20 protein-coding genes are annotated in these 24102 nt (G+C 42.8%); all 20 read left to right on the top strand.

Translation table 11 applies throughout. The features are described 5' to 3' along the window. Positions 1-16: 16 nt before the first annotated feature. On the top strand, positions 17-724 hold the full coding sequence (gene purC, locus ODU46_RS08425; RefSeq protein ID WP_398579508.1) for a phosphoribosylaminoimidazolesuccinocarboxamide synthase: 708 nt from the start codon (positions 17-19) through the stop codon (positions 722-724). Positions 725-736: 12 nt separating this feature from the next. Continuing rightward, complete coding sequence (locus ODU46_RS08420) at positions 737-4456, top strand: phosphoribosylformylglycinamidine synthase (protein WP_398579507.1); 3720 nt, start codon at positions 737-739, stop codon at positions 4454-4456. Positions 4457-4458: 2 nt separating this feature from the next. Beyond that, positions 4459-5913 (top strand): amidophosphoribosyltransferase, encoded by a 1455-nt coding sequence (gene purF / locus ODU46_RS08415; protein ID WP_024389655.1) that lies wholly within the window; start codon positions 4459-4461, stop codon positions 5911-5913. A 56-nt stretch (positions 5914-5969) separates the two neighbouring features. Beyond that, positions 5970-6992 carry a phosphoribosylformylglycinamidine cyclo-ligase gene (purM, locus tag ODU46_RS08410; protein ID WP_105121295.1) on the top strand — a complete coding sequence of 341 codons (1023 nt, stop codon included), beginning with the start codon at positions 5970-5972 and terminating at the stop codon, positions 6990-6992. Further along, positions 6989-7540 (top strand): phosphoribosylglycinamide formyltransferase, encoded by a 552-nt coding sequence (purN, locus tag ODU46_RS08405; protein WP_174854257.1) that lies wholly within the window; start codon positions 6989-6991, stop codon positions 7538-7540. Before purM ends, purN begins: the two co-directional genes overlap by 4 nt. Positions 7541-7549: 9 nt before the next feature. Further along, positions 7550-9097: a bifunctional phosphoribosylaminoimidazolecarboxamide formyltransferase/IMP cyclohydrolase gene (gene purH / locus ODU46_RS08400; protein WP_398579506.1), complete on the top strand. Its 1548-nt coding sequence runs from the start codon at positions 7550-7552 to the stop codon at positions 9095-9097. A 118-nt stretch (positions 9098-9215) separates the two neighbouring features. Then, positions 9216-9494, top strand: coding sequence for a hypothetical protein (locus ODU46_RS08395; protein ID WP_253216905.1), 279 nt, complete (start codon positions 9216-9218; stop codon positions 9492-9494). Positions 9495-9629: 135 nt separating this feature from the next. After that, complete coding sequence (gene purD, locus ODU46_RS08390; RefSeq protein ID WP_398579505.1) at positions 9630-10892, top strand: phosphoribosylamine--glycine ligase; 1263 nt, start codon at positions 9630-9632, stop codon at positions 10890-10892. Positions 10893-10917: 25 nt separating this feature from the next. Beyond that, a complete protein-coding gene (purE, locus tag ODU46_RS08385) occupies positions 10918-11406 on the top strand; it encodes a 5-(carboxyamino)imidazole ribonucleotide mutase (protein WP_398579504.1) in 489 nt (162 codons plus the stop codon). Beyond that, positions 11393-12484 carry a 5-(carboxyamino)imidazole ribonucleotide synthase gene (purK, locus tag ODU46_RS08380; protein WP_398579503.1) on the top strand — a complete coding sequence of 364 codons (1092 nt, stop codon included), beginning with the start codon at positions 11393-11395 and terminating at the stop codon, positions 12482-12484. Before purE ends, purK begins: the two co-directional genes overlap by 14 nt. Positions 12485-12638: 154 nt before the next feature. After that, positions 12639-15179 (top strand): SIR2 family protein, encoded by a 2541-nt coding sequence (locus ODU46_RS08375; RefSeq protein WP_395315568.1) that lies wholly within the window; start codon positions 12639-12641, stop codon positions 15177-15179. Positions 15180-15184: 5 nt separating this feature from the next. Next, entirely contained in the window at positions 15185-16477 is a 1293-nt protein-coding gene (purB, locus tag ODU46_RS08370) for an adenylosuccinate lyase (RefSeq protein WP_398579502.1), read from the top strand. A 772-nt stretch (positions 16478-17249) separates the two neighbouring features. Continuing rightward, positions 17250-17978 carry an amino acid transporter gene (locus ODU46_RS08365; protein WP_398579501.1) on the top strand — a complete coding sequence of 243 codons (729 nt, stop codon included), beginning with the start codon at positions 17250-17252 and terminating at the stop codon, positions 17976-17978. A gap of 9 nt (positions 17979-17987) precedes the next feature. After that, entirely contained in the window at positions 17988-18566 is a 579-nt protein-coding gene (locus ODU46_RS08360) for a lysostaphin resistance A-like protein (protein WP_398579500.1), read from the top strand. A gap of 14 nt (positions 18567-18580) precedes the next feature. After that, complete coding sequence (locus ODU46_RS08355; protein WP_161943651.1) at positions 18581-19009, top strand: Msa family membrane protein; 429 nt, start codon at positions 18581-18583, stop codon at positions 19007-19009. Then, positions 19002-19874, top strand: coding sequence for an ABC transporter ATP-binding protein (locus ODU46_RS08350; protein WP_398579499.1), 873 nt, complete (start codon positions 19002-19004; stop codon positions 19872-19874). Before ODU46_RS08355 ends, ODU46_RS08350 begins: the two co-directional genes overlap by 8 nt. A gap of 5 nt (positions 19875-19879) precedes the next feature. After that, entirely contained in the window at positions 19880-20650 is a 771-nt protein-coding gene (locus ODU46_RS08345) for a hypothetical protein (RefSeq protein WP_398579498.1), read from the top strand. A 2-nt stretch (positions 20651-20652) separates the two neighbouring features. Beyond that, positions 20653-22365 (top strand): ABC transporter ATP-binding protein, encoded by a 1713-nt coding sequence (locus ODU46_RS08340; RefSeq protein WP_398579497.1) that lies wholly within the window; start codon positions 20653-20655, stop codon positions 22363-22365. Between the two features lie 118 nt (positions 22366-22483). After that, the gene (locus tag ODU46_RS08335; protein WP_398579496.1) at positions 22484-23320 is read left to right on the top strand and encodes an ABC transporter ATP-binding protein; all 837 of its coding nucleotides are present in this window, start codon (positions 22484-22486) and stop codon (positions 23318-23320) included. Continuing rightward, on the top strand, positions 23313-24056 hold the full coding sequence (locus ODU46_RS08330) for an ABC transporter permease (protein ID WP_398579495.1): 744 nt from the start codon (positions 23313-23315) through the stop codon (positions 24054-24056). The genes ODU46_RS08335 and ODU46_RS08330 overlap by 8 nt, the downstream gene beginning before the upstream one ends. Positions 24057-24102 lie beyond the last annotated feature (46 nt).

Here is a 24102-nt window from a genome sequence, read left to right as displayed (position 1 = left end):
AAAGGCGAACATTCTCATGAAAACAGACCTTCTATATTCAGGAAAAGCCAAAGACATCTACGCAACGGCTGACCGCGACCAGATCGTTGCGGTTTATAAGGATCAGGCGACGGCTTTTAATGGTGGTAAGAAAGAACAGATTGTGGGTAAGGGCCGGCTCAATAATCTGATTTCCTCTTTGATTTTTGAAAAATTGAATGAAGCGGGTGCCCAGACGCATTTTATCAAGCGTTTGTCGGATACGGAACAGTTGAATAAGAAGGTGGAGATTATTCCTCTTGAGGTTGTTTTGCGAAATGTGACAGCTGGGTCTTTCTCAAAACGCTTCGGGGTGGAGGAAGGGATAGCCTTACCTACTCCTATCGTAGAATTTTACTATAAAAAAGATGAATTGGACGATCCTTTTATCAACGATGAACATATTTTTTTCCTTAATCTAGCTAGTTCAGAAGAAATCGCCTATATCAAGGAAGAAACAAGACGAATCAACGTTTTCTTGAAGGACTTGTTTGCACAGATTGGGCTGACTTTGGTGGATTTCAAGCTAGAATTTGGGGTTGACTCGTCTGGTCAGATTTTATTGGCGGATGAGTTTTCTCCTGATAATTGTCGTTTGTGGGATGCGGATGGCAACCATCTGGACAAGGATGTTTTCCGTCGGGGTCTCGGGGAGTTGACCGAGGTTTACGAGGTCGTATTGGCAAAGTTACAAGAAGTGAAATAAGGATTGGAAGATATGGCGAAGCGGATTTTTGTTGAGAAGAAGGCGGATTTTCAGATTAAGGCGGAGGCTCTTCGCAAGGAGTTGACCCATAATTTACAGTTGACAAGTTTGATGAGTGTACGTCTGGTGCAGGTGTACGATGTTTTCCATCTGGAGGAGGACTTGCTGGAGCAAGCTATTAAGCATATCTTTACCGAGCAGGTGACGGACAAGGTCTTGTCGGAAGCGGAACTGGACTTGGCGGAGGCTGCTTATTTTGCGATTGAGGCTCTTCCTGGTCAGTTTGACCAGCGGGCGTCCAGCAGTCAGGAGGCACTTCTCTTATTGGGCAGTCGTCAGGAGGTGCGTGTCAATACAGGTCAGCTCTATATTTTGAATGGCGATGTGCGGGAAGAAGAGTTGGCTGCTATCAAGAACTATTTGCTGAACCCTGTGGATTCGCGGTTCAAGGACTTGGATGCTCCTTTGGTGGCTCAAGAGTTTTCGGTGTCAGATACGACTATTCCAAGCTTGGACTTTTTTAATAGCTATGGGGCGGAAGAATTTGCAACCTACAAGCGTGAAGCTGGCTTGGCTATGGAAGTGGAAGACCTGCTCTTCATTCAGGACTACTTCAAGTCAATCGGTCGAGTACCAACTGAAACAGAGCTCAAGGTCTTGGATACCTATTGGAGTGATCACTGCCGTCATACGACATTTGAGACAGAACTCAGGTCTATAGACTTTTCAGCTTCAAAATTCCACAAGCAATTGCAGGCGACTTATGACAAGTATCTGGCTATGCGAACAGAGTTAGGTCGGACAGATAAGCCGCAGACGCTTATGGATATGGCGACTATTTTTGGTCGCTATGAGCGGGCAAATGGTCGTCTGGATGACATGGAAGTGTCAGATGAAATCAATGCCTGCTCGGTGGAAATCGAAGTGGATGTGGACGGCGTGAAAGAGCCATGGCTCCTCATGTTCAAAAATGAAACCCACAATCACCCAACAGAAATCGAGCCTTTCGGTGGTGCAGCAACCTGTATCGGCGGAGCCATTCGTGATCCTTTGTCAGGACGTTCCTATGTCTATCAGGCCATGCGAATTTCAGGTGCAGGTGATATTACCCAGCCTCTGACAGCTACTCGTCCAGGGAAATTGCCACAGCAAATCATTTCTAAAACAGCGGCACATGGCTATTCTTCTTACGGTAACCAAATCGGTCTTGCGACCACCTATGTGCGTGAATATTTCCACCCAGGCTTTGTCGCTAAACGTATGGAGCTAGGCGCCGTAGTCGGTGCTGCTCCTAAGGAAAATGTGGTCCGTGAAAAACCAGCCGCAGGCGATGTGGTCATCTTGTTAGGAGGCAAAACAGGTCGCGATGGTATCGGCGGGGCAACAGGCTCGTCCAAGGTACAGACAGTCGAGTCTGTGGAAACAGCTGGTGCGGAAGTCCAAAAAGGAAATGCCATTGAAGAACGCAAAATTCAGCGTTTGTTCCGCAATGGTGCCGTGACTCGCTTGATTAAAAAATCCAATGACTTTGGTGCAGGTGGTGTCTGCGTTGCCATTGGTGAGCTGGCAGATGGTTTAGAAATCGACTTGGACAAGGTGCCGCTCAAATATGCAGGCTTGAACGGAACGGAAATTGCTATTTCGGAATCACAAGAGCGGATGAGCGTCGTTGTTCGTCCAGAGGATGTAGATGCATTCATCGCAGCCTGCCGTCAGGAAAATATCCATGCAGTTGTCGTGGCCAAAGTGACGGAAAAATCAAACCTAGTCATGACTTGGAATGGACAAACCATTGTTGATTTGGAGCGCTCCTTCCTTGATACCAACGGTGTGCGCGTGGTCGTCGATGCCAAGGTAGTTGACAGTCCTGTCAACTTACCAGAAACACGTGTAACATCTGCCGAAACACTACAAGAGGACTTGAAAGACCTTCTTTCAGACCTCAACCATGCTAGTCAGAAAGGTTTGCAGACGATTTTTGACTCATCTGTTGGTCGTTCAACCGTCAACCACCCACTCGGAGGTCGCCACCAGTTGACACCGACAGAAAGTTCGGTACAGAAACTACCTGTCCAACACGGTGTGACGACGACGGCTTCTGTCATGGCTCAGGGCTATCATCCTTATCTGGCAGAATGGTCTCCTTATCACGCTGCAGCCTACGCGGTCATCGAAGCGACAGCTCGCTTGGTGGCAACAGGCGCCAACTGGTCCAAGGCTCGCTTCTCCTATCAAGAATACTTCCAACGCATGGACAAGCAGGCAGAGCGTTTTGGTCAGCCGGTGGCAGCACTTCTAGGCTCTATCGAGGCTCAGATTCAGCTTGGTTTGCCGTCTATTGGTGGCAAGGACTCCATGTCTGGCACCTTTGAGGACTTGACAGTTCCGCCAACCCTGGTTGCCTTTGGTGTGACCACGGCTGATAGTCGCAAGGTCCTCTCGCCTGAGTTCAAGGCGGCTGGCGAGTACATTTACTACTTACCAGGTCAGATTTTGTCCGAAGATATTGATTTTGCCCTTATGAAGTCTAATTTTGAGGCTTTTGAAAAATGGCAGAGCGATTACGTGATTACGGCTGCTAGTGCAGTCAAGTATGGTGGTATTCTAGAAAGTCTAGCCCTCATGTCCTTTGGAAACCAAATCGGAGCAAGAGTCGAGCTTGCAGACCTTGAAACCAGCTTGACAGGTCAGCTTGGCGGATTTGTCTTTACATCGAAAGTAGACATTCCAGACGTTGTGAAAATTGGACAAACCACCGTTGACTTCACACTCCTTGTCAACGGTGTCAACCTAGCAGGGCAGGACTTACAGGTAGCCTTTGAAGGTAAGTTAGAAGAGGTTTACCCAACAGAATTTGAACAGGCGACAGACTTGCAGGATGTTCCGGCGGTAACCAATACAGCAGTTATTCAAGCTAAAGAAATTATCGAAGAGCCGATAGTCTACATCCCAGTCTTCCCAGGTACCAACTCAGAATATGATTCTGCTAAGGCCTTTGAACAGGCTGGTGCTAAGGTTAATCTGGTGCCATTTGTGACCTTGGATGCAGAGAGTATTGAAAAGTCAGTTGACACAATGGTTGACAACATTGACAAGGCACACATTCTTTTCTTTGCAGGGGGATTCTCAGCTGCGGATGAGCCAGACGGGTCTGCCAAGTTTATCGTGACCATCTTACGAAACGCCAAGGTCCGCTCTGCTATTGACCAATTCATCGAAAAAGGTGGCCTCATCATCGGTATCTGCAATGGCTTCCAGGCCCTTGTCAAATCGGGCTTGCTGCCGTATGGAAACTTTGAGGAGGCGGGTGAAAGCAGTCCAACCCTCTTCTACAACGATGCCAACCAGCACGTTGCCAAAATGGTGGAAACGCGGATTGCCAATGTCAACTCTCCGTGGTTGGCAGGTGTCCAAGTCGGCGATATTCACGCTATCCCAGTTTCTCATGGGGAAGGAAAATTTGTAGTGACGGACGAGGAGTTCGCTATCTTGCGGGATAATGGTCAGATTTTCAGCCAGTACGTTGACTTTACAGGTCAGCCAAGCATGGATTCTAAGTACAATCCAAACGGTTCTAGCCATGCCATTGAGGGCATTACCAGTCGCAACGGTCAGATTATCGGGAAAATGGGACATTCAGAGCGGTATGAGGACGGTCTTTTCCAAAACATTCCAGGTAAGAAAGACCAAGGACTCTTTGTTTCAGCGGTTCGCTATTTTACAGGAAAATAAATATGACATACGAAGTTAAATCACTCAATGAAGAATGCGGTGTTTTCGGCATTTGGGGACATCCGCAGGCTGCTCAGGTTACTTATTTTGGTCTCCATAGTTTGCAGCACCGAGGTCAAGAAGGGGCAGGGATTTTAGCCAATGATGGTGGGCATTTGCGTCGCCATCGTGGAACAGGTCTGATTGCAGAAGTCTTCAAAAATCCAGTAGATTTAGAAGCCTTGACAGGAACGGCTGCCATTGGTCATGTCCGCTATGCGACTTCTGGCTCTGCTTCTATCAATAATATCCAGCCCTTCCTCTTTGATTTTGCAGATATGCAGGTGGGTTTGGCACACAATGGGAATTTGACCAATGCGGTTAGTTTGAAGGCTGAACTTGAAAAAAATGGTTCCATTTTCTCTTCTTCTTCTGACACTGAAATTCTCATGCACTTGATTCGCCGCAGTCACAATCCAGACTTCATGGGAAAAATCAAGGAAGCCCTCAATACTGTTAAAGGTGGCTTTGCCTACCTGATTATGCTAGAGGACAAGCTGGTCGCAGCCCTGGATCCAAACGGCTTCCGACCACTTTCAATTGGCAAAATGAAAAATGGTGCTTGGGTTGTTGCTAGTGAAACTTGTGCTTTTGAAGTAGTGGGGGCTGACTGGGTGCGAGATGTGGAGCCTGGTGAAATTGTCGTCATTGATGATTCAGGGATTCAATATGATAGCTATACAAGAGATACGCAACTGGCAGTTTGCTCTATGGAGTATGTCTATTTTGCTCGCCCAGATTCGGTGATTCATGGGGTCAATGTTCACACGGCTCGTAAAAATATGGGACGTCGTTTGGCCCAGGAATTTCAACAGGAAGCAGACATTGTCGTTGGTGTGCCCAATTCTTCCCTATCTGCGGCTATGGGATTTGCAGAGGAATCTGGTTTGCCAAATGAAATGGGGCTGATTAAAAACCAATATACCCAGCGGACCTTTATTCAACCGACCCAGGAATTGCGGGAGCAGGGGGTTCGCATGAAGTTGTCAGCCGTTTCAAGTGTTGTCAAAGGCAAGCGCGTGGTCATGATTGACGACTCTATTGTTCGCGGTACAACTAGCCGCCGCATTGTCCAGCTTCTTCGTGATGCAGGGGCAAAAGAAGTCCATGTGGCTATCGGTAGCCCAGAACTCAAGTACCCGTGTTTCTATGGCATTGATATTCAGACCCGTCGGGAGCTGATTTCAGCCAACCATACAGTTGAGGAAGTCTGTGAGATTATTGGGGCAGACAGTCTGACCTACCTTTCTCTTGAGGGGATGATTGAAGCCATAGGCATCGAAACCGATGCGCCAAAAGGCGGGCTCTGTGTGGCCTACTTTGATGGAGAATTTCCAACGCCTCTCTATGACTATGAGGAAGAATATCTCCGTAGCCTAGAAGAGAAAACGAGTTTCTACATTGAAAACGTCAAGTAAGTGACAGAGGTGTCAACGTTACTTGACAGACCTGTAAACTGTTGAAAGGAATCAAAATGACAAATAAAAATGCCTACGCCCAGTCGGGCGTTGACGTCGAAGCTGGATATGAAGTTGTCGAGCGTATCAAGAAACACGTAGCTCGGACAGAACGCTTGGGTGTGATGGGAGCTCTTGGTGGTTTTGGCGGTATGTTTGACCTGACCAAACTGGATGTCAAAGAGCCAGTCTTGGTATCAGGAACAGACGGTGTCGGCACCAAGCTCATGTTGGCGATTCAGTACGACAAGCACGACACGATTGGCCAGGATTGCGTGGCTATGTGTGTCAATGACATCATCGCAGCAGGTGCGGAGCCACTTTATTTCCTCGACTACATCGCGACAGGAAAAAATGAACCAGCCAAGCTGGAGCAGGTGGTGGCCGGTGTGGCTGAAGGCTGTGTCCAAGCTGGTTGCGGCCTGATTGGCGGTGAAACGGCTGAAATGCCTGGTATGTACGGAGAGGATGACTATGACCTGGCTGGCTTTGCTGTCGGCATTGCGGAGAAGTCCCAGATTATCGACGGCAGTAAGGTCCAGGAGGGCGACATTCTCCTCGGACTAGCTTCCAGCGGCATCCACTCCAACGGCTATTCTTTGGTCCGACGAGTTTTTGCAGATGTTTCTGGCGACGCTCTGTTGCCAGAGCTCAATGGCAGAGCTCTGAAGGATGTCCTCTTAGAGCCGACCCGCATCTATGTCCAGCAGGTATTGCCTCTGGTAAAAGCAGGGCTGGTCAACGGCATTGCCCATATCACAGGCGGTGGTTTCATCGAAAATATTCCCCGTATGTTTGCAGACAATCTAGCAGCTGAAATTGAAGAGGACAAGATTCCAGTCCTTCCAATCTTTACAGCTCTTGAAAAATACGGCCACATCAAGCATGAAGAAATGTTTGAAATTTTCAACATGGGTATCGGTTTAGTTCTGGCTGTCAGTCCAGACAAGGTTGACAGTGTCTGTCAACTAGTTGACGAGGAAGTTTACACCATTGGTCGCATCATCGCCAAGGAAGATAAGAGTGTGGTCATCAAATGAAACGAATAGCAGTGTTTGCATCAGGCAACGGCTCCAATTTTCAAGTTATCGCAGAGCAGTTTGAGGTAATCTTTGTTTTTTCAGACCGTAGAAATGCCTATGTCTTGGAACGGGCTGAAAAACTAGGCGTACCGACTTTTACTTTTGAACTAAAAGAGTTTGAGGATAAGCAGGCCTACGAAGAAGCCCTTATCCAACTATTAGACCAGCACCAAATTGACTTGGTGGTCTTGGCAGGCTATATGAAGATTGTGGGACCAACCCTGCTGACTCAGTACGAAGGTCGGATCATCAATATCCACCCCGCCTACTTGCCTGAATTTCCAGGAGCCCATGGGATTGAAGATGCCTGGCAGGCAGGAGTATCTGAAAGTGGCGTAACAGTCCACTGGGTTGATAGCGGCGTTGACACAGGACAAATTATCAAACAAGTCCGTGTGCCTAGACTGGCTGAGGATACCCTGGAAACCTTCGAAGCTAGAATACATGAAGCAGAATACCAACTCTATCCAGCAGTCTTGGAGGAGTTGGGGGTAGTGAGAAAATAAGGAGAAATCATGACAAAACGTGCGTTAATTAGCGTATCCGACAAGGCAGGCATTGTAGAGTTTGCCCAAGAATTGACCAAGTTTGGTTGGGAAATTATCTCCACCGGTGGTACCAAGGTTGCCTTGGATCAGGCTGGTGTAACTACCATCGCCATTGATGATGTGACTGGTTTTCCTGAGATGATGGATGGTCGTGTCAAGACTCTTCATCCGAAAATACACGGTGGTTTGTTAGCACGTCGGGATTTGGACAGCCACCTACAAGCAGCCAGCGACCATGAAATCGGCTTGATTGACTTGGTAGTGGTTAACCTTTATCCCTTCAAAGAGACTATTTTACGTCCAGATGTGACCTATGATTTAGCGGTGGAGAATATTGACATCGGTGGTCCCTCTATGCTTCGTTCGGCAGCCAAGAACCACGCCAGCGTAACAGTTGTAGTGAATCCGACAGATTATCCGACGGTTTTAGGGGAAATTGCAGAGCAGGGGGAAACGAGCTATGCAACACGTCAGCAACTGGCTGCAAAGGTATTTCGTCATACCGCAGCTTACGATGCCTTAATAGCAGATTATTTTACCAAGCAAGTAGGCGAAGATAAGCCTGAAAAATTAACCATTACTTATGACCTCAATCAGCCGATGCGTTACGGAGAAAATCCCCAGCAAAATGCGGATTTCTACCAAAATGCCCTTCCAACAGATTATTCGATTGCCTCTGCTAAGCAGTTAAATGGTAAGGAATTATCTTTCAACAACATTCGTGATGCGGATGCAGCCATTCGGATTATCCGTGATTTTAAGGACCGTCCAACTGTTGTGGCTCTCAAACACATGAACCCTTGTGGTATCGGGCAGGCAGAAAGCATTGAACAGGCTTGGGATTACGCTTATGAAGCTGACCCAGTATCGATTTTCGGAGGCATCGTCGTGCTGAACAGAGAAGTAGATGCTACGACGGCTGAAAAGATGCACCCGATTTTCTTAGAAATCATCATCGCACCGAGCTACTCGGCAGAAGCGCTAGCTATTTTGACCAATAAAAAGAAAAATCTTCGGATTTTGGAGTTGGCCTTTGACGCACAGGATGCGAGCGAAGTTGAGAAGGAATTCACAGGCGTTGTCGGCGGGCTCTTGGTACAGGATCAGGACGTGGTGGTGGAAAGCCCCGCGGACTGGCAGGTGGTGACCGAGCGTCAACCGTCCGAGCAAGAGTGGGCGGCCATGGAGTTCGCTTGGAAGTCCTCCAAGTATGTCAAGTCCAACGGCATCATCATCACCAATGACAAGATGACTTTGGGCGTGGGACCGGGGCAAACCAACCGTGTGGCTTCCGTCCGCATCGCTATCGAGCAAGCCAAGGACCGTTTGGAAGGAGCCGTTTTGGCGTCGGATGCCTTCTTCCCCTTTGCTGATAACGTGGAAGAAATCGCAGCGGCAGGCATCAAGGCTATCATTCAGCCGGGAGGATCTGTCCGCGACCAAGACTCCATTGACATGGCCAACAAGTACGGCTTGACTATGGTCTTTACGGGAGTAAGACATTTTAGACATTGAGAAATTTGGAGAAAGAGGAACACCCCGGCTGGAGAAGTTGGGGTGTTACTTTTTTTAGAATATTTTCAGTCTAGTCCGTTAAGCTGTTCTCGTAAATATGAAAGTGAGGATAATAGCAATGTTAAATAAAAATCAGTTTAGTGAATTGGGACTGGAACTAGGAATAGCCACAGAAAACTTACGTTTACAGGTTGCGACTGTAGATTTACTACACTCTTTTAACAAACCAGAAAACAGTGATTTAGTACGGATTCACCTTCATAATATTACAGATGCCCTTCACTCCAACTTACAAGATGTTATAAATCGTATCAATAATGTAGCTAGTAAATTATTTTCTGAAATGGAGCAGTTGGAAAAAGAGGAGGCTAGGCAAGTAGAGACTACTATTCAATAACAGTACATTCTTTTAGATAATTTGCTCACCTCGTGTGAGCTTTTTCCATTCCCGAACATTCCCCTGCTTTTTCTATCAAAATACGTCTGTTTTTGCTATACTGTTTATATAAAATCCGTTTTTGAGGTGTGAAAAATGAAACTTTTGGTTGTTGGGTCTGGTGGTCGTGAACATGCTATAGCAAAGAAATTGTTAGAGTCTGAGCAGGTAGAACAGGTCTTTGTCGCTCCTGGAAATGACGGAATGACTTTAGACGGTATTGAATTGGTCAATATCGGAATTTCCGAACATTCTGCATTAATCAACTTTGCAAAGGAAAATGACATTGCCTGGACTTTTGTTGGTCCAGACGATGCTCTGGCAGCAGGTATCGTTGATGATTTTGAACAGTCGGGACTAAAAGCTTTTGGTCCGAGTCGTCTAGCCGCGGAGCTGGAGTGGTCAAAAGACTTTGCCAAACAAATCATGGTCAAATACGGTATTCCAACAGCAGCCTTTGGCACATTTTCCAACTTCGAAGAAGCCAAAGCCTACATCGAAGAGCAGGGGGCTCCCATCGTGGTCAAGGCGGACGGCTTGGCGTTAGGGAAAGGAGTAGTTGTGGCGGAAACCGTTGAGCAGGCGGTCGATGCGGCACATGAGATGCTTTTGGACAACAAGTTCGGCGACTCAGGTGCCCGCGTGGTCATCGAGGAGTTCTTGGCAGGTGAGGAGTTTTCCCTCTTTGCTCTGGTCAACGGCGACCAGTTCTATATCCTGCCGACAGCCCAGGACCACAAGCGTGCCTTTGACGGCGATCAAGGTCCCAACACAGGCGGTATGGGGGCTTACGCTCCTGTTCCCCACCTGCCTCAAAGCGTGGTGGACACAGCGGTTGACACCATTGTCAAGCCTATTCTGGACGGCATGATTGCGGAAGGGCGGTCTTATCTGGGCGTGCTCTATGCTGGCTTGATTCTGACCGACCAAGGTCCCAAGGTCATCGAGTTCAACGCCCGTTTTGGCGACCCGGAAACCCAGATTATCCTGCCTCGTCTGACCTCTGACTTTGCTCAGAACATTGACGACATCCTCCACAAACGCACGACACAGCTGACTTGGCTAGATAGTGGCGTGACGCTTGGGGTAGTGGTGGCATCAAACGGCTATCCTTTGGATTACGAAAAAGGTGTGGTCTTGCCAGCAAGGACCGAGGGAGACATCACGACCTACTATGCAGGGGCTCGTTTTGCGGAAAATAGCAGAGCACTGCTATCAAACGGCGGTCGGGTCTATATGCTGGTTACCACAGCAGACACCGTCCAAGAAGCCCAAGAAAAAATTTACTCGGAGTTGAAGAAACAAGACACGACAGGCCTCTTTTATCGGACAGATATTGGAAGTAAGGCCGTAAAATAAGGGATAAAGAAAAGGAAGTACAAGCATGAACATTCCAATTTCCATCATCATGGGTTCTAGTTCCGACTGGAAAACCATGAAAAAAGCAGCCGAAGTGCTGGACAAATTTGGCATAGCCTATGAAAAGAAAGTGGTCTCTGCCCACCGCACCCCAGACCTCATGTTCCGTCACGCCGAGGAAGCGCGTGACCGTGGCATCAAGGTTATTATCGCAGGAGCGGGCGGTGCGGCTCATTTGCCAGGTATGGTAGCAGCCAAGACCACCCTGCCTGTCATCGGTGTCCCAGTCCAGTCCCGTGCCCTCAGCGGTGTGGATTCGCTCTACTCTATTGTGCAGATGCCTGGCGGTGTACCTGTTGCGACCATGGCAATCGGTGAAGCAGGTGCGACCAATGCAGCTCTGACAGCTCTTCGCATTCTCTCCATTGAAGACCAAACCATTGCAGCTCAGCTGGCAGATTTTGCCAAGGAACAGGAAAAAATTGCGGAGGCGATGACAGATGACCTCATCTAAGACAATTGGAATTATCGGTGGCGGTCAGTTAGGGCAGATGATGGCTATTTCTGCCATTTATATGGGTCACAAAGTGATCACGCTGGATCCCGCGGCGGACTGCCCAGCCTCCAAGGTAAGCGAGGTCATCGTCGCTCCCTATCACGATGTGGCGGCCCTCAAACAGTTGGCGGAGCGGTGCGATGTCCTGACCTACGAGTTTGAAAATGTCGATGCTGACGGACTGGACGCGGTCATCAAGGACGGCCAGCTCCCTCAGGGGACAGACCTCCTCCGCATTTCCCAGAACCGCATTTTTGAGAAGGATTTTTTGGCAAAAAAAGCTGGCGTGCAAGTCGCCCCTTACAAAGTGGTTACCTCTAGCCTAGACCTAGAAGGTCTGGACCTCAGCAAAAACTACGTCTTGAAGACAGCCACTGGGGGCTATGATGGACACGGTCAGAAGGTCATTCGAGAAGCGGCGGACTTGGTAGAGGCTAGTCAGTTAGCCAACTCTGCCGAGTGTGTCTTGGAAGAGTTTGTGAATTTCGACCTGGAAATCTCCGTCCTTGTGTCAGGCAATGGCTCCGACTACACCGTCTTTCCTGTACAGGAAAATGTCCACCGCAATAATATTCTTTACAAAACTATCGTGCCTGCCCGTATTTCAGATGAACTAGCTGAAAAAGCCAAAACAATGGCCCTGCAAATCGCAGACAAGCTCCATTTAGCAGGTACTCTCTGTGTTGAAATGTTTGTCGCAGGGGAGGACATTCTGGTTAACGAAATCGCCCCTCGCCCACACAATTCAGGACATTATTCCATTGAAGCCTGTGATTTTTCACAGTTTGATACCCATATACAGGGTATCCTTGGTCAACCCCTCCCTCCTATTCGCCTGCTCTCTCCAGCAGTTATGATCAACGTCCTCGGACAAGACATGGAAGCCGTCCAAACCTTTCTTCAAGAAAACCCTACCGCTCATCCCCACTTTTATGGTAAACTAGAAGCGAAGCACAATCGTAAAATGGGACACGTGACGGTGTTTAGTGATGTGCCTGATGAGGTTGAGGAGTTTAGTATAGGGATAGATTTCTGAAGAAATATTATGTTGAGGTTTGTCTCTGCATATTTATGTTAAGTAATTATTCGTTGAATAGTTGGATTACAATTCATTATGAAATGCTTAGTTATCTACTTTTGCTGAAATAAATTAGCGGCGTTCGATACAAATAAGATTAGAAAGAATGAAGATGAGTGATAGGATTGATTTTAGAGATTTGAAAAATATAGAGTATGGCTTTGAAAAATTATCTAGATTAACTCAAAAGCCGGTATTGTTTGTGGGTTCGGGGTTATCAAAAAGATATTTAAATTCCCCTACTTGGTTGGAATTATTGGAGAAAATTTCTGAGGAAGTAGGAGTTGATAAAAAGGTATTAAGGGAATGGTCTGATAGTAATTATGAAGAACTTGCAGAACGATTGGAGGCCATTTATTTTACAAAACTAAACGGGAGTGAATTATTAGATGGTAATATAAAGAGGCCTTTTAGAGAATTAATCAGTAAATATTTAGAGAATTTGACAATAAATCTTGACAATAAGCGAGAAATATCGATACTTAAAAATATTCATTATCAAAAACTAATTACTACAAATTACGATTCTTTATTAGAAAGCAATATTTTCAATATAGATAGTGACGATATTTATATCCATAATGATGATTTATTTTCTTCGGAGACAAAAAATAAAAAACTCTATAAAATTCATGGTTCTATAAGTAATCCAGAGTCTATTATAATTACGAAAGCAGATTATGATCAATTTTTTGAAAAAAGCAAATATATATATTCTAAATTATTAACAATATTTGTAGAATCTCCGATAGTGTTTTTGGGATATAGTGTCAGTGATAGGAATATAAAAGACATACTTTCAACTTTGACTGTGACGTTAAGCAAGAAAGATTTGGATAAATTTCAAGAAAGGGTATATATCGTTTCGTATTCTCCGGATGATAAGCCAGAATATTTTTTAGAAAAAGAAGATTTATCACTTTCAAATGGTTTAACAATAAAAATTAATGTCTTTTATTTACGAACGAGTTACAAAGAATTTTATGAAGTATTACAAAATGTATCTTTAAAATCAGATAATTTAGAATTTGCAGTTTCCAAAAATGATGTTGTCAATCACTTTATTATTCCGCTTTATGAGGGGCAACATAAGCCAACAGTAGTCATGAGAGAGTTATTACAAAATTCAATGGATGCTTGTAAAATGGCTAATAGGGAGTATGATATAAAAATTTCTCTAGAGAAAAAAGATGATACAATATTTTTGTCAGTTTTAGATAATGGTACAGGGATGTCTATTGATGAGATTAAGGAGTACTACTTAACAATTGGAAAATCTGGAAAAAGAGATAAAACTGTTAAAAATTTAGTAGGACAGTTTGGCATAGGTGCATTATCTATGTTTCTAATTTCAGATTCTATCTACGTGCAGACGAAGAAATCAGGAGAAAAGCCGATTTCGTTTAGGATGTATACTGATACAACTAAATCAAGCAAAGAAGTTCAAATTGAAAATAGCAATCTGGAGTTTAGCGAAGATTCTTATACTTTTGTTTGCTTAAGATTAACAAAAGTATTTGGGGCTGAAATAAATAAACATAATGAAATTAAAGATTTTTTGGGATATTTTGGACTAAGTGATGTTGTTCGAGGAGGTAAAATAAGCTTGAATATTGGCTTTAAAGAAATAAATTACCTGTTTAATACTCTTGATTTATCAGACTTTAAATGTATTTCTGAAGAACCATATAAAATTTATATGTACCTGCAGAATGATTATTCAATACAAAATAAGTTGTTAGATAGTTTATATAATCATGTTTTATATGGAGATATGATTATAAAAGTTGAATATCGTAAACACTACTATAATAATTTTTCTTATAATAGAAATTTGAGACCAAGGCCACTTGCAGATATTTATAAAATCCCTTTGATTGTACTAGAGGATACGGAAGGAATTGAAATTCCCCTGAGTAGAGAGTCAATTGCATTACCAGATGATATTGAGATTCTAGTAGAAAACGCTTATTGTAAACAAATTTTGCCTACCTATTTAAAAAAAATAGATGAGATTTGTGATAATGGTGGCCTACCAAGAGCAGAACATTACAATGGAAGAACGATGAAATTTGGTAAAATGAATGTGAATTGGTATATCAAGTCAGGTAAAGTTTATATTCCAACATCTAATAAAGAAATTATGTATGTCTTGTCCAATAGAGTTGATGAAGTAGTGAATAAGTTATTTTATGATCAAAAAATAGTTATTGAAAATTCTGTAATAGAAAATCCTACTAATATCTCTTCTTCAATTGAAGATGGATATATTATCGCTCTATCACGAAATTATATTAATGAAAATTTAATTAATATAAAGAATCATAATGTTGGATTTAGGGGAGATGCAATTAGCGAAATATTACGACGTCTAGGTTTTCCTTGTGAAGAATTTAAAAAATTGACGAAGGCATCGGAAATCAAAGATTTTGTTATTAACCATACTAAAGAATTGAGCGAATTCTTTGAAGGCCATTATGTGAATAATATTTTATGGTTTGATGAAACTTATCGTAGCACAAAGATGGCTTTTGCTGAAACGGATTACCTGTATATTTCTAAATATAAACTTTTAAAAAATGACAATATTGATATTTTAGATAATGTAATTGCAGAAGACAAATATAGAAATATTATTTTAGATAAGGAGTAAAAATCATGCTAACACGTTATTCCCGCCCAGAGATGGCGGCTATTTGGAGTGAAGAGAACAAGTACAAGGCTTGGTTGGAGGTGGAAATCCTCGCTGATGAGGCTTGGGCTGAGTTGGGTGAGATTCCCAAAGAAGATGTGGCCTTGATTCGTGAGAATGCGACTTTTGACATCGGCCGCATTTTAGAGATTGAAGAGGAGACCCGTCACGATGTGGTGGCTTTCACGCGTGCGGTTTCGGAAAGTCTTGGTGAGGAACGCAAGTGGGTCCACTACGGTCTGACTTCGACCGACGTGGTGGATACGGCTTACGGCTACCTCTACAAGCAGGCCAACGACATCATCCGTCGTGACCTTGAAAACTTTACTAACATCATTGCCGACAAGGCTCGTGAGCATAAGTACACGATTATGATGGGTCGTACCCACGGTGTTCATGCGGAGCCAACGACCTTCGGTCTTAAATTAGCGACTTGGTATAGCGAAATGAAACGCAACATGGAGCGTTTTGATGTAGCGGCCAAAGGCGTTGAGGCTGGTAAAATTTCAGGTGCGGTTGGTAACTTTGCCAACATTCCACCATTTGTGGAAGAGTATGTTTGTGGCAAATTGGGCATTCGTCCGCAGGAAATTTCAACTCAGGTCCTTCCTCGTGACCTCCACGCAGAATATTTCTCAGCCCTAGCCTTGATTGCAACGTCTATCGAGCGTATGGCGACAGAAATCCGTGGGCTACAAAAATCTGAACAACGCGAAGTCGAAGAGTATTTCGCCAAAGGCCAAAAGGGCAGCTCTGCTATGCCCCATAAACGCAACCCTATCGGCTCTGAAAATATGACCGGTCTGGCTCGTGTGGTGCGTGGTCACTTGGTGACGGCTTTTGAGAATGTGGCTCTCTGGCACGAACGCGATATTTCCCACTCGTCAGCGGAGCGGATTATCACGCCGGATACGACTATTCTTATCAACTATATGCTCAATCGTTTTGGCAATATCGTCAAGAACTTGACGGTCTTCCCTGAAAATATGAAACGCAATATGGAGTCGACTTTTGGCTTAATTTACAGCCAGCGTGTCATGCTCAGTTTGATTGAGAAAGGCATGACCCGTGAGGAAGCCTATGACTTGGTGCAACCAAAAACTGCGCAGTCTTGGGATAATCAGGTGGACTTCAAGCCCCTTCTCGAAGCGGATGAGCGTGTGACAGCCAAACTCAGTCAAGAAGAAATCGATGAACTCTTCAACCCAGACTACTATGCTAAGCGGGTGGATGATATCTTTGCTCGACTTGGATTATAAAAAAATCAAAATTCTTTGGATTTTCCAGAGAATTTTTTTGTTTACTTGCGAATAAATAGGTGAAGGGGAAAACAAGCTCCTTCCGCTAGACAATCATTCGTGAGTAAAAATAAATTATTTTTTACAAAAGTTTACGAATAGATAAGTGTAGGGGAAGCAAGCTCACAACTTATTCAAAAAAATAACATTTTTTCAAAAAATGCAAACGATTTGCGAATAAGTAAGTGAGAGGGAAACCACCCCTCAAGGAGATACACACTTGAAAAAATAAATCATTTTCCAAATGATTTACGAATAAACAAGTGTAGGAAAAATGAAAGGAGAAGAAGGATGAAAAAGAAGTTCAAGATTGTAAACAAACGTACAACGATTGACCTCGGGATTATTAAGTATAGCTACCGTCGTGGTCGTCATACCTTGTAAATCGATCAGTAAATCAAATTGTTAAAGTAATAGGAGGAAATAGAAATGAACAAATTTTTTAAGAAAAATAAACGTGTAACAATCGATCTAGGTATTATCAAATACACCTATCGTCGTGGTCGTCATACTTTGTAAACAGATTAGTAAATTTTTAAAGAAAAAGGAGTAAAAATGAAACAATTATTTAAGAAGAATAAGCGCATCACTATTGATCTGGGTATTATCAAATACACTTATCGCCGCGGTCGTCACACTTTGTAAAAAGAACTTGATAGCTAATTTGATTTAGCTATCAATAAGATGGGAATTTGTTACAGTTCCTATCTTATTGATAAAAAGGGGAAACAATATGAATATGTTTAGGTCTATTTTTAAATCGATTATCTATAGAAGAGATGTTGCTTTGTTCTATGCCTTTGCTGGTTTACCAATCTTAGTTCCGATATTGTCTAAATTTTTAGTAGGCGTAAAAGCTGAATATACGGATAATTTTTTAGATTTTCTAGGGGCAGCATTGGCAACACAGGATGGGATTGTGTTACCAACATTGCTGTTATCCTTGATAATTTCCGCAGTTTTTAGGGATGAGATTGATAGCGGTATTCTATTTTTATATAAAGATCTGAATAGAACTCGACTTTTTAATGCAAAAATCATTAGTTTAGTGACGATGTACGCCTCTTATGTCCTTCTAACAATGCTGACAAGTGCGATTGCTTATTTTGGTTTCTTGAATGCTTCTGGAAAAGTAGTATCGGATGATTGGAATAATGTACAGTCCACTCTCCTATCTATTTTTGCAACAATTTCAATCAATGTTATCGGTATTCTATTGGTTGCCATGGTTTCTATCAAAGCCAAATCCTTACAGGCAGTTTTAGCAGGAGTTTTTTGGTCGCTGTTTACAACAACTGCACCATTTCTCATTGGAGTTCGTTATGTCGTACCGAATGGCTATGCTCAGATGAGCTTTAATCAGCCACTGCTTGCATGGTCCTTGGTAGTAGCTATAACGACATTTTATATTATTGCTATCTATCTCAAAGGCCGTTCGAACTTTGAAAAGCTGGAGTTTTAGAGGTATTTTATGGTAATTCGCTATATTAGACCGGTTGCCTTATCCGTTGCTTTGATTATTTTAGCATCAATTTCTTATCTTCTAGCAACATCTATGGTTTTGTTTAGTCCCAGTCAATTTTTACAGGTGGCTTACCTATTTTCTATACTGGTTGGAATGCCAGTAGGATTTATTCTACTTCCATCTATGTTAACCAAGCGTTATCAACTTTGCCAGGAGCTATCGGAAGTAAAGTTCAGTTGGAAAAGTTTTGTTTTGCTTGCTATTGCAATTTTCCTGATCAATTTCTGGTTTATTCAAAGTGAAGAATATGTCAATCAATTTATTATTGCGACTTGTGAAGAATTCTTGTTCCGTTATCTTATCTACCGTATTCTAAAAAGTGAATACCCTACTTGGCTAGCTATGTTGGTCACTTCTCTCTTGTTTGGAGTTTTGCTACATATGAATTATCCATTGTTGGATAATCTAATCATTCGAACTCCACTAGGTTTATTGTTCTCTGTATTAGCTACACGTTTTGGATTGCAGTATGCTATCGGAGGACATTGGATCTACAATCTGTTGGTTTCGAGATTTCCATTTTAATTGTGAGGGTTATGATGATATTTATTCTACTATTGAGTTTATTTTATACTTGTTTGACAGTTGTAAGTTCGCAACTGCTGTTAAGCCTTTCGGTTCCTATTTTGTTGTTGTTGACCTATTTGCTACCACCCATTGTCAATTCAATCTGTCTAGGATTGCTAAAGGATAATTCTTGGAAAGCATGGTCAGCAGGCATTTTTCCAACAATGTCAATGATATTTTATGCTGCTTTTGCCTACATTACGAGTAGCAATGGTCAGTGGGCTCAGTTTTCTCAACTGAATACAGTTTCAGACGATGTCATGAGTGTCGAGGTAGCTAGTGATCTGTTAGCTCCATCACAAATACTATTTGTTGCTGTATTGTACTATGGCATAGCTTTTGCTACATATTTTATTCAACAAACAGGTCGTCAGAAAGAAAAAGGAGTTACTTATGCTTAAAATCAATCATTTATCAAAACAGTTTGCAGGAAACGAATTTTACTCACTAAAAGATGTGAGTTTGGAGATCAATAAGGGCGAGATTGTTGGTCTGATTGGGAAAAACGGAGCTGGAAAATCCACGCTCATGAAACTAATGGCCAAGTCCCTAAAACCAAGTTCAGGAACCATTACTTATAAGGGTACGGATATTTTTAGCCAGGATAATTTGTTGGCAGACTTTGGGATTATGATTGATCCAGTCTTCTATCCAGAAATGACCGTTGTGGACAATCTTAAGTTTTATTTGGACCTGCATGGGAAAAAAGAGCTCTATCCAAATATTGAGAAGACTTTGAAATTGGTAGAATTATGGGATGCTCGTAATCGGAAACCCAAGGGATTCTCGTTTGGTATGAAACAACGGACTGCTTTGGCGATTGCCTTAGTTGCGGAGCCAGATTTCCTTATCTTAGATGAGCCTTTTGTGGGCTTGGATCCGATTGGTGTTCAGAAATTGATTGATATCTTGAAGCAGTGGTCGAGTGAGCGACAAATTTCCATGTTGATTTCGAGTCACCAACTAGGTGAGCTGGAGGCCTTGTGTAGCCGCTATGTCTATATCGAATCGGGAGAATTGGCAGAGGCTTTTGAAGGCAAATCTCATCCAAGTGTGCTCGTGCAGTTGGATACGACTAAAAACCTAGATTCTGTAGAGGCTTTGCTCAATGAGCATGTGGTGCTAGAGGGGGAAGTGTTAGAGATTTCCACTGCTACACCTACAAGTGAGCTAAATCAGATTTTTGGTGTGCTGGCTCGTCAAGAATTGATTGTGAAACTAGAAGTGAAAGAGAATCACTTGAAAGAAATCTTTACGAAAGGGTAGTGAGTATGAAGCAAATTTTTCCGGCTATCTTTAGAACGATTTGGAAGCGAAAGGAGACGCAGATTTATCTCCTGTTCACTTTGTTTCCTTTTATTTATCTAGTCACTTCATTTATTGAAGGGTCGAATTTTATGCAAATTCATGCTAGTGAGGGGTCGGTTAGCCTTGTTGCCTTTACGAATATGATGATGAGCTCTGTGGATAGTTTTATTCTTCCTAGTTTGACCCTGTATTTCTTGGCTATCTCTGTCTTTAGGAAAGAAGTAGATGAACATACCATGTTTTTATACCGGGATCTTGGGCGGAAACAGATTTTCTGGTCTAAATATTTGGGTCTCTTAGCAACAATTGTCATTTTCTATGGTCTCTTCTTTGCAACCTCTGCATTTGTACATTATGTTCGAGTAATTCACCTGCCTTTTGGCAGTCAGTCCGTTTTTGATACTAGTTTGGCAGAGAGTTTGAGTAATGTGTTTTGTATTGTCGCTTATTTACTAAAAGATATTTTATCGGTTAGTTTGGCAACGGCTCTTTGCTTGTATCTGAAAAATATTACCACAATGATCACAGGATTTTTGGTGACGATTACGATGATGATTTTAGCAGTTGTTGGCGGTCCAGTTGCGATGCTTTTTCCAACTACTTATATGCCTTTAGCGAGCGAAGGCCTGACAGGAGCGGGACTTGCTTACTTAGGAGCTATCGGTGTGACGCTTGTTTACGCACTCGTATTTACTAAAATTGCTGCGAAAAAGTTCAAGAATTTGGAGTTCTAGGTATGAATAGAAGACTCGTAGGAGTGTTGTTGAAATCGCTCAATAAAACGATGTTCTTGTTTGGAATAGCGCTGAGTGCTCTTGGGGTTGGAATGGGGTTGCTTCTTCCCCAGTTTATTGGTCAGTTGCTAGATCAAACCTATTTAAGCAATCTATTAACACGACCCGCATTGCTGGCTGGCTTCATCCTTTTCTTTGTATCGGTTTATACGGTACAAGCCCTATCCAATTATTTCATCGGGCGTAGTGGTAGTAAGGCACTCAAACAGTTGCAACAATATATTTATGAATCCTTGTTGACCACATCTGTAAAGGACTTGGATCAGTACCAATCCGGCGATCTTGCCAGTCGTTTGACCAATGATATGTCGGTTGTTCTGAACTTCATTACCGTTATTCTTCCAAATTTCTTGATGAATGGTTTGATGGTTGTCGGGTCAATTTATTTTCTGTGGACCATCAGTCCGTGGCTCACAGGTCTTAGTCTTTTGTTGCTTCCTTTGTTGTCAATGGTTATGATTCCAATGAATCAGCGGCTGGAAGGTTACTACTCTGCTTACCAAGAAGGATTAGGGCAGGTTTCTAGTAGAATTAGTCATAAATTTACAACGATTCGTTTGATGAAGGCCTTTCAGGGAGAAAAGCATGAACAACGAGAGATGGGCAAGTCTTTTCAGAAACTGTCGCAAACCTTTGAGAGAATGATTAGACTGTCAGCGGTGCAACATACTTTGGTTAGTAGCTTGATGACGGGTTTTATCATTCTGATGTTGCTGGTAGCAGGTATAGAAGTGACCAAGGGAGTGATGACCATGGCTACATTGACAACCTTTGTATTGTACATGATGCAACTGATTGATCCAGTAACAGATATTGCCTCTTCCTTAAATGAACTAACGGAGTTTCAGGCGGTGTCTAAACGTTTGGTAGAGTTGCTGGAGCTGACTAAGGAAGAACAGGCAGATACAGAGTTGGTTGATGAAGCTAGTATCCAGTTGGAAAATGTTCGGTTTTCCTATCATACAGATCCAGTTTTGAATGGAGTATCGGTTAGAATTCCTGAGGGAGCTCATGTGGCGATTGTTGGTCCAAGTGGGGCAGGAAAATCAACTATTTTTGCCTTACTGATGAAATACTATCAAGACTACCAAGGAGAGATTCGGATTGGTCAACAATGCTTAAGTGATATTTCAACCAAGGAGATGAGAAGATTGATTTCCTTCATACCTCAAGATAATACTCTCTTCCATGGAACGATTAGAGAAAATCTATTGTATGGAAAGAACGAGTCTGTGTCTGAAGAGCGTATTGCTCATATTCTCAAGGAGTTGGGACTGTCTCATTTAGTAGCTGAGTTGGAAGATGGTTTAGATACTCGGATTTCAGAAAATGGGACAGGTTTGTCGGAAGGCCAAAAACAACGGTTTAGCATTGCGAGAGCCTTGTTGTTAGAGCATCCTATCTATTTGTTGGATGAGGCGACAGCGAGTTTAGATACTGTCACAGAACGTGTCATTAGCAAAGCGATTGACCGTTTAACAGCTGGGAAAACAAGGCTAACCATTGCTCACCGTTTGCACACAGTGCGTGAGGCGGATGCTATTTTGGTCTTAGATAAAAATGGACAAGTGGCCGATTATGGTCCTCATCAGCAGTTAGTGGAGAGAAATCATCTCTATCAAGATTTCTTAAGAGGCTTACCGCAAGCCAGTTAGTGAATGGGAGTCGATGGACTTCCATTTTTTTGAACTATTTTACGAATAAATAGGTGAGGGTGAGAGTTTTCGATGAGTTAGCTTTTCAGACTCAAGCACTATTCAAAAGAGGTAGAAAATGGAGCACAGCATGATAACAGTTCAACATATCCATAAACAGTTTGGAGACAAGGTTGCCTTAGACAACATTAGCTTTGACATTCAAAAAGGACAAATCTTTGGATTCTTGGGTCCCTCTGGCTCGGGGAAGACAACCATGATTAAGATTATTACCGGGCAGCTACCAGCAGATAGCGGAAAATCTTATCTACTAGGTAAGGAATCGACCCTATTGTCACCAGAGGACTTTGAAGCAATGGGCTTGGTCAGTGATTCAAGTGGTTTCTTCGAGAAGATGACCTTGGAAAATAATTTGTTGTTCTATGCAAAATTCTTTGGTGTCAGTTCGAAAGAAGTAGAGGTTATTCTACAAAAAGTAGGATTGCTGGATAGTAAAAAGACAATTGCAGAAAAACTATCTACAGGCATGAAGCAACGAATGTTGCTTGCAAGAGCCTTAATCAATTCACCAAAAGTATTGTTTCTTGATGAGCCGACAAGCGGTCTAGATCCTACAACTTCAAAGCGGATTCATGAACTCTTATTGGAGCTAAAGGGTAAGGGGACGACGATCTTCTTGACCACGCATGATATGGCAGAAGCGACATTCTTATGTGATCAATTGGTTCTATTGAATCAAGGAAATTTGGTTGAAAAGGGAAGTCCGCAGGATTTGATTCATAAGTACAATGTCACTAAAAAAGTGAGGGTTACTTTTGAGGACGGTAGTGATCATGAGCTATTGTTTAGTGAATTGACACCTGAAAAGTTAGCTCAGGCGACAACTATTCACTCTTGTGAGCCAACTTTGGAAGATATTTTTATTCAACAGACAGGAGCAACCTTAAATGTATAAACGATTTTTAGCCTTACTTTGGCTTCGAACACAAGTCTTGGTGACCAATAAGAACATTCTATTGCCAGTATTGATGCCCTATTTCATGTTACTACTGTTTAAGTTTGTGATGAAAACAGATGATACCAAGGCAATGGATTTAATGGGAATTTGTTTTTCAATGGCTATTGGTATGTCAGTAGGAAGTCCTATATCTGCAATGATTTCTGAAGAAAAGGAAAAGAATAATCTGTCTACCTTGTTACTGACAGGTGTTCGCCCAAGTGAATATGTGCTGTCTATTTTGTGTTATCCTGTTGTCATTAGCTTTGTCAACCTCATTCTATTTCCAGCTATCACACAGGCTGATGTATCAGGATATGTTCTTAGCTATTCGGTTATCATGCTTTTGACATCACTGGCTTCCATTTTAATCAACCTTTTAATCGGGGCAACTTCCCAATCTCAATCCAAGTCACAGGTTACCTCGATGCTTATCACAATGGCGGTGTCTATGGGACCTAGCCTGTCTTTGATGAATGAGACAGTGGGGCAGATTTTGAAATATAGTTTTCTTGGAGCTTATATTGAATTTTTCAAAAATCCCCATTTTGAACTTTTGAATCAAGAATTCTATTACCTATTGGGGTGGATTGTCCTGATTAGTTTGGCCTTGATTCTCTACTTGGGAAATTGGTGGAAATACTTTAAAAATAGATTGTCAGGGTTGAAAGAAAAAATCCACTATTCTTTATAAATAGAAATGAATACGAATGATTACTTGCACAATGAATAGATAGGAG

Origin of the sequence: Streptococcus sp. 2020WUSS089 (genome assembly GCF_044427405.1) — a bacterium.
GTDB lineage: Bacteria > Bacillota > Bacilli > Lactobacillales > Streptococcaceae > Streptococcus > Streptococcus hashimotonensis.
Note: the sequence above shows the minus strand (reverse complement) of the source record. Positions and strands in the feature narration are given on the sequence as shown.

What these genes read in the sequence shown, in the direction of transcription:
- purC (WP_398579508.1), top strand. Translation starts at nt 17, where the DNA reads ATGAAAACAGACCTTCTATATTCAGGAAAAGCCAAAGACATCTACGCA.
- ODU46_RS08420 (WP_398579507.1), top strand. Translation starts at nt 737, where the DNA reads ATGGCGAAGCGGATTTTTGTTGAGAAGAAGGCGGATTTTCAGATTAAG.
- purF (WP_024389655.1), top strand. Translation starts at nt 4,459, where the DNA reads ATGACATACGAAGTTAAATCACTCAATGAAGAATGCGGTGTTTTCGGC.
- purM (WP_105121295.1), top strand. Translation starts at nt 5,970, where the DNA reads ATGACAAATAAAAATGCCTACGCCCAGTCGGGCGTTGACGTCGAAGCT.
- purN (WP_174854257.1), top strand. Translation starts at nt 6,989, where the DNA reads ATGAAACGAATAGCAGTGTTTGCATCAGGCAACGGCTCCAATTTTCAA.
- purH (WP_398579506.1), top strand. Translation starts at nt 7,550, where the DNA reads ATGACAAAACGTGCGTTAATTAGCGTATCCGACAAGGCAGGCATTGTA.
- ODU46_RS08395 (WP_253216905.1), top strand. Translation starts at nt 9,216, where the DNA reads ATGTTAAATAAAAATCAGTTTAGTGAATTGGGACTGGAACTAGGAATA.
- purD (WP_398579505.1), top strand. Translation starts at nt 9,630, where the DNA reads ATGAAACTTTTGGTTGTTGGGTCTGGTGGTCGTGAACATGCTATAGCA.
- purE (WP_398579504.1), top strand. Translation starts at nt 10,918, where the DNA reads ATGAACATTCCAATTTCCATCATCATGGGTTCTAGTTCCGACTGGAAA.
- purK (WP_398579503.1), top strand. Translation starts at nt 11,393, where the DNA reads ATGACCTCATCTAAGACAATTGGAATTATCGGTGGCGGTCAGTTAGGG.
- ODU46_RS08375 (WP_395315568.1), top strand. Translation starts at nt 12,639, where the DNA reads ATGAGTGATAGGATTGATTTTAGAGATTTGAAAAATATAGAGTATGGC.
- purB (WP_398579502.1), top strand. Translation starts at nt 15,185, where the DNA reads ATGCTAACACGTTATTCCCGCCCAGAGATGGCGGCTATTTGGAGTGAA.
- ODU46_RS08365 (WP_398579501.1), top strand. Translation starts at nt 17,250, where the DNA reads ATGAATATGTTTAGGTCTATTTTTAAATCGATTATCTATAGAAGAGAT.
- ODU46_RS08360 (WP_398579500.1), top strand. Translation starts at nt 17,988, where the DNA reads ATGGTAATTCGCTATATTAGACCGGTTGCCTTATCCGTTGCTTTGATT.
- ODU46_RS08355 (WP_161943651.1), top strand. Translation starts at nt 18,581, where the DNA reads ATGATATTTATTCTACTATTGAGTTTATTTTATACTTGTTTGACAGTT.
- ODU46_RS08350 (WP_398579499.1), top strand. Translation starts at nt 19,002, where the DNA reads ATGCTTAAAATCAATCATTTATCAAAACAGTTTGCAGGAAACGAATTT.
- ODU46_RS08345 (WP_398579498.1), top strand. Translation starts at nt 19,880, where the DNA reads ATGAAGCAAATTTTTCCGGCTATCTTTAGAACGATTTGGAAGCGAAAG.
- ODU46_RS08340 (WP_398579497.1), top strand. Translation starts at nt 20,653, where the DNA reads ATGAATAGAAGACTCGTAGGAGTGTTGTTGAAATCGCTCAATAAAACG.
- ODU46_RS08335 (WP_398579496.1), top strand. Translation starts at nt 22,484, where the DNA reads ATGGAGCACAGCATGATAACAGTTCAACATATCCATAAACAGTTTGGA.
- ODU46_RS08330 (WP_398579495.1), top strand. Translation starts at nt 23,313, where the DNA reads ATGTATAAACGATTTTTAGCCTTACTTTGGCTTCGAACACAAGTCTTG.